Below are 3,952 nucleotides of genomic sequence, written 5' to 3'. Positions count from 1 at the left end.
CACTACGCTGGCGCAGGAGCGGACCGTCGTCGACCGCGACGACGCGAAGCCGCTCGTGGTGACCAGGGGCGAAGTGCGCTTCGACGATATCCACTTCCATTACGGCAAGGCTGGCGGCGTCATCGGTGGGCTGGACCTCATCGTTCGCGCGGGCGAGAAGATTGGTCTGGTGGGCCCTTCGGGCGCCGGCAAGTCCACGCTGATGAACGTGATGCTGCGCCTCTACGATCTGGAAGACGGCCACATCCTCATCGACGGCCAGGACATCGCCAAWGTCMMGCAGGAATCSCTGCGCKCGMASATCGGCRTGGTSACCCAGGAYACCTCGCTGCTGCACCGCTCGATYCGCGACAACCTGCTCTATGGTCGTCCGGATGCAACGGAAGCGGAAATGTTTGAAGCCGTGCGCAAGGCGCGCGCGGATGAGTTCGTGCCGCTGTTGTCGGATGGCGAAGGCCGCACCGGGTACGACGCCCACGCCGGCGAGCGCGGGGTCAAGCTGTCCGGTGGACAGCGCCAGCGCATCGCCATCGCGCGGGTGCTGCTGAAGGATGCGCCGATCCTCGTGCTCGACGAGGCGACCTCGGCGCTGGATTCCGAAGCCGAGGCCGCCATCCAGGAAAGTCTTGAAACCTTGATGCAGGGCAAGACGGTGATCGCCATCGCGCATCGCCTGTCGACCATCGCCCGCATGGATCGCCTGGTGGTCATGGAACACGGCGCCATCGTCGAGACCGGCACGCATGCGGAACTGATTGCCCGCGGTGGTCTGTATGCGCGGCTGTGGGCTCACCAGACCGGCGGCTTTGTCGGCGTCACCTGATGGCTTTGCGCTAGACCCGGGGCTCGAGCGTCTCGCGCTCGGCCCATGCAATGAAAGCCAGTGCCGCCGCCGTCGGCGGCCGGTGGGCGGAGTGCACGAGGTAATACGCATAGCGCGTCGGCAGCTCCGGTCCCGGTAAGCGCACGAGTCGCCCGTCGGCAAGGTGGGCCGACGCCAGCCGCGTGCGCGCGAGCACGGCGCCGAGACCCGATGCCGCCGCATTGAGGCCATCGGCCGAATCGCTGAGCGTGTGCATCGTCCCCCCGCGCGGGTAGCGCACGCCGGCCGCCTTGAACCACTCGCGCCAGCCTTCCGGTGCGATGTCGGTCAGCAGGGGCAGGGAGGAGACATCCTCCGGCGAAGTGATGCCTGCCGCCAGTTCCGGCGAAGCCAGCGGCTGCAGCGAATCGTCCATCAGGAAGCGAGCGGTCAGGCCGGGCCACTGGCCCAGACCGTAGCGGATGCCCAGGTCGGGGCCTCCTTCGTCGAAGCGGACGAGGGAGCGGTCGGTGTCGATGGACAGGCGCACGGTGGGGTGTGCCTCGACGAAGCGTCGGAGCCTCGGCGTCAGCCAGTTCGCCGCCAGTGACGGCAAGACGCTCAGACGCAGTCCGTTGTCACGCCGGTGCTGGCGCAGGCTGTCGAGCACGGCCTCGACTTCGGCAAGCGCCGAGCCGGCTGCATCGGCGAGGAGCCGGCCCTCCGGCGTAAGGGCCACGCCACGGGCATGCCGTTGGAACAGACTCACGCCCAGCGCGGTCTCGAGCTTGCGCACGTGGTGACTCACCGCGCTGGAGGTGAGGTGTAACTCCTCGGCCGCATGAGCGAAATTCTGGTGTCGGGCGGCGGAAGCGAAGGCGGCGAGAGCGGGCAGGAGAGCGGATCGCATGGGGAGGGCTGAATCAAATGAGAGGCTGGCTTGCAAAGAATGCGCTTGTCCGGCGCGCCATTCCAGCGAAAATAGGGACTAGCCACAAGCGAGGTTCATATGTCGACCGCCATCAATCCTCCCGCTGATTCCCTGGGTCCGGTCACCGAACGCGACTGGCGCACACCAGTCGAGCTTGTGTCTTTGGGCGCCATCTGGGGCGGTTCGTTCCTTTTCATGCGCGTGGCCGCGAAAGACTTCGGCCCGTTCCCCATGGTCGCCACGCGCCTGCTTTTCGGCTCGGTGATCCTGCTGCCGTTGTTGTGGAAGGCCCGCAAGGCCGTTCGCCTGTCGCACCTGTGGAAAATGCTGCTACTTGGCGCCCTGAGCGCGGCGATCCCGTTCACCCTGTTCGCCTGGGGTGCCGAGCGCGCACCGGCCGGCATCGGCGCCATCGCCAATAGCATGACGGTGCTCTTCGCCGCCCTGGTCGCCTTCATCGGCTTCGGGGAGAAGATCGGTACCCGCAAGGCCATCGCCCTGGTCGCCGGCTTCGTCGGTGTCGTGATCCTCGCCAGCGGCCGTACGGCGGGTGAGAACGTCGCACCTGCCGCGCTCGCCGGCGCCGCCGCCTCGTTCTGCTACGGCCTCGCCGCCAACCTGATCAAGCGGTACCTGTCCGACCTTCCGCCCACCGCCGTGGCTGCCGGATGCCTGCTCGGCGCGACCATCCTCATGGCCCCGCTGGCTGCACTGACCTGGCCGGATGCACCGATTCCCACCAAGTCGTGGGTCGCGGTTGTCGCCCTCGGCGTGCTCTCGACGGGTCTGGCGTACGCCTTCTACTTCCGCCTGATCCAGCGCATCGGCGCACCGCGCGCGGCGACCTCGACCTACCTCGTCCCGCTGTTCGGCGTGGCCTGGGCCTGGATGTTCCTGGGCGAGGCCCTCACGCCGACGATGGCCCTGGCCGGTGCGATCATCCTCGGCAGCGTGCTCTTCAGCCAGAAAAGCAAGGCCTGAGAGAGCCCTTTCGCGGATCGTCGCGGCATGAAATAGTCCCGGCACGTTCTTTCTGCCGGGACCTTCCATGCCGCGTCTTCGCTATCTCCTCGCTTTTGGCGTCACCAGCTTTGCCTTTGCGCTAGCCGCGCATGCACAGGAGGCGCCCATCGCGCCGGTCGCCGCGGGCGCCGTCGCGCGACCGATGGACCTCGCCGACTTCGACGCCTATGTCGACGCCACGCGCAAGCAGTTCGACGTTCCGGGTATTGCTGTCGCCATCGTCAAGGACGGCAAGATCGTCCTGGAGATGGGTTCGGGCGTGCGCAAGCTCGGTGATCCGGCCAAGGTGGACGCGCATACGCAGTTCGCCATTGCTTCGAACACCAAGGCGTTTACCGCGGCGTCGCTGGCGATCCTTGCCGACGAAAAGAAGCTGGACATGAACGACCGCGTGGTCGACAGGCTGCCCTGGTTCCAGATGTCCGATCCCTACGTGACACGCGAGATGCGCATCCGCGATTTGCTCGCGCATCGCAGCGGCCTCAGCCTGGGCGCCGGCGACCTGCTCTACTGGCCGGCCACCACGTATACGACCCAGGAAGTGGTGCAGCGTCTTCGCTACGTACCCCTGACCAACAGCTTCCGTGCCGAGTACGCCTACGACAATATTCTTTTTGCCGTCGCCGGGCTGGTGATCGAGCAGGTGTCGGGTAAGCCCTGGGCCGACTTCATCACCCAGCGCATTTTCACCCCGCTGGGCATGACCGAATCGCAGACGCATGCGCCCGAGCACATCGGTGCCGGTGACGACATCGCCACCGGTCACGCCAAGTTCGATTTCAAGGATCTGAAGCCGGTCGAGCCGATGTCGTGGAACAACAATCAGGCGGCCGGTGGCATCTACTCCAGCGTGCACGACCTCTCCAAGTGGATGACGATGCAGCTCGACGGCGGCGTCTACAAGGATGGCGCCGGCAAGGAGCAGCACCTCTTCAGCGAGGCGCGTCAGAAGGAGATGTGGTCGCTGCTCACGCCCATTCGCATCGCCGAGCCCAGCGTGCCGGAGCTCAAGGCGGCGAAGCCCAACTTCTCCGGCTACGGTGAAGGCTGGTTCGTCTCCGACTACCGCGGGCACAAGCTTGTCTGGCATACGGGCGGCTGGCCGGGCATGGTCTCGCGCGTCACCATGGTGCCCGACCTCAAGCTGGGTATCGTGGTGCTGACCAACCAGGAATCCGGTGCAGCCTTCCAGGCAG

At 66.3% G+C, this 3,952-nt stretch carries 4 protein-coding genes; 3 read left to right on the top strand and 1 reads right to left on the bottom strand.

Features of this window, described 5'->3' with window-relative positions:
• Nucleotides 1-823 (top strand): ABC transporter ATP-binding protein (locus AC1DT2_RS17195; protein WP_477297678.1); only part of this gene is annotated, 823 nt, incomplete at its 5' end.
• Nucleotides 824-833: 10 nt separating this feature from the next.
• Here AC1DT2_RS17195 and AC1DT2_RS17190 read toward each other — a convergent pair.
• Nucleotides 834-1,712 (bottom strand): LysR substrate-binding domain-containing protein, encoded by an 879-nt coding sequence (locus AC1DT2_RS17190; protein WP_477297677.1) that lies wholly within the window; start codon nucleotides 1,710-1,712, stop codon nucleotides 834-836.
• Between the two features lie 99 nt (nucleotides 1,713-1,811).
• On the opposite strand from AC1DT2_RS17190, the gene AC1DT2_RS17185 reads away from it, so the two are divergent.
• The gene (locus AC1DT2_RS17185) at nucleotides 1,812-2,714 is read left to right on the top strand and encodes a DMT family transporter (RefSeq protein ID WP_477297676.1); all 903 of its coding nucleotides are present in this window, start codon (nucleotides 1,812-1,814) and stop codon (nucleotides 2,712-2,714) included.
• Between the two features lie 67 nt (nucleotides 2,715-2,781).
• Nucleotides 2,782-3,952, top strand: a 1,171-nt coding sequence (locus AC1DT2_RS17180) for a serine hydrolase domain-containing protein (protein WP_477297675.1), incomplete at its 3' end; no start/stop codon positions are given.

The organism is Luteibacter sp. P4_E6, assembly GCF_056401535.1.
This window is presented reverse-complemented; position numbering and strand designations above follow the sequence as displayed.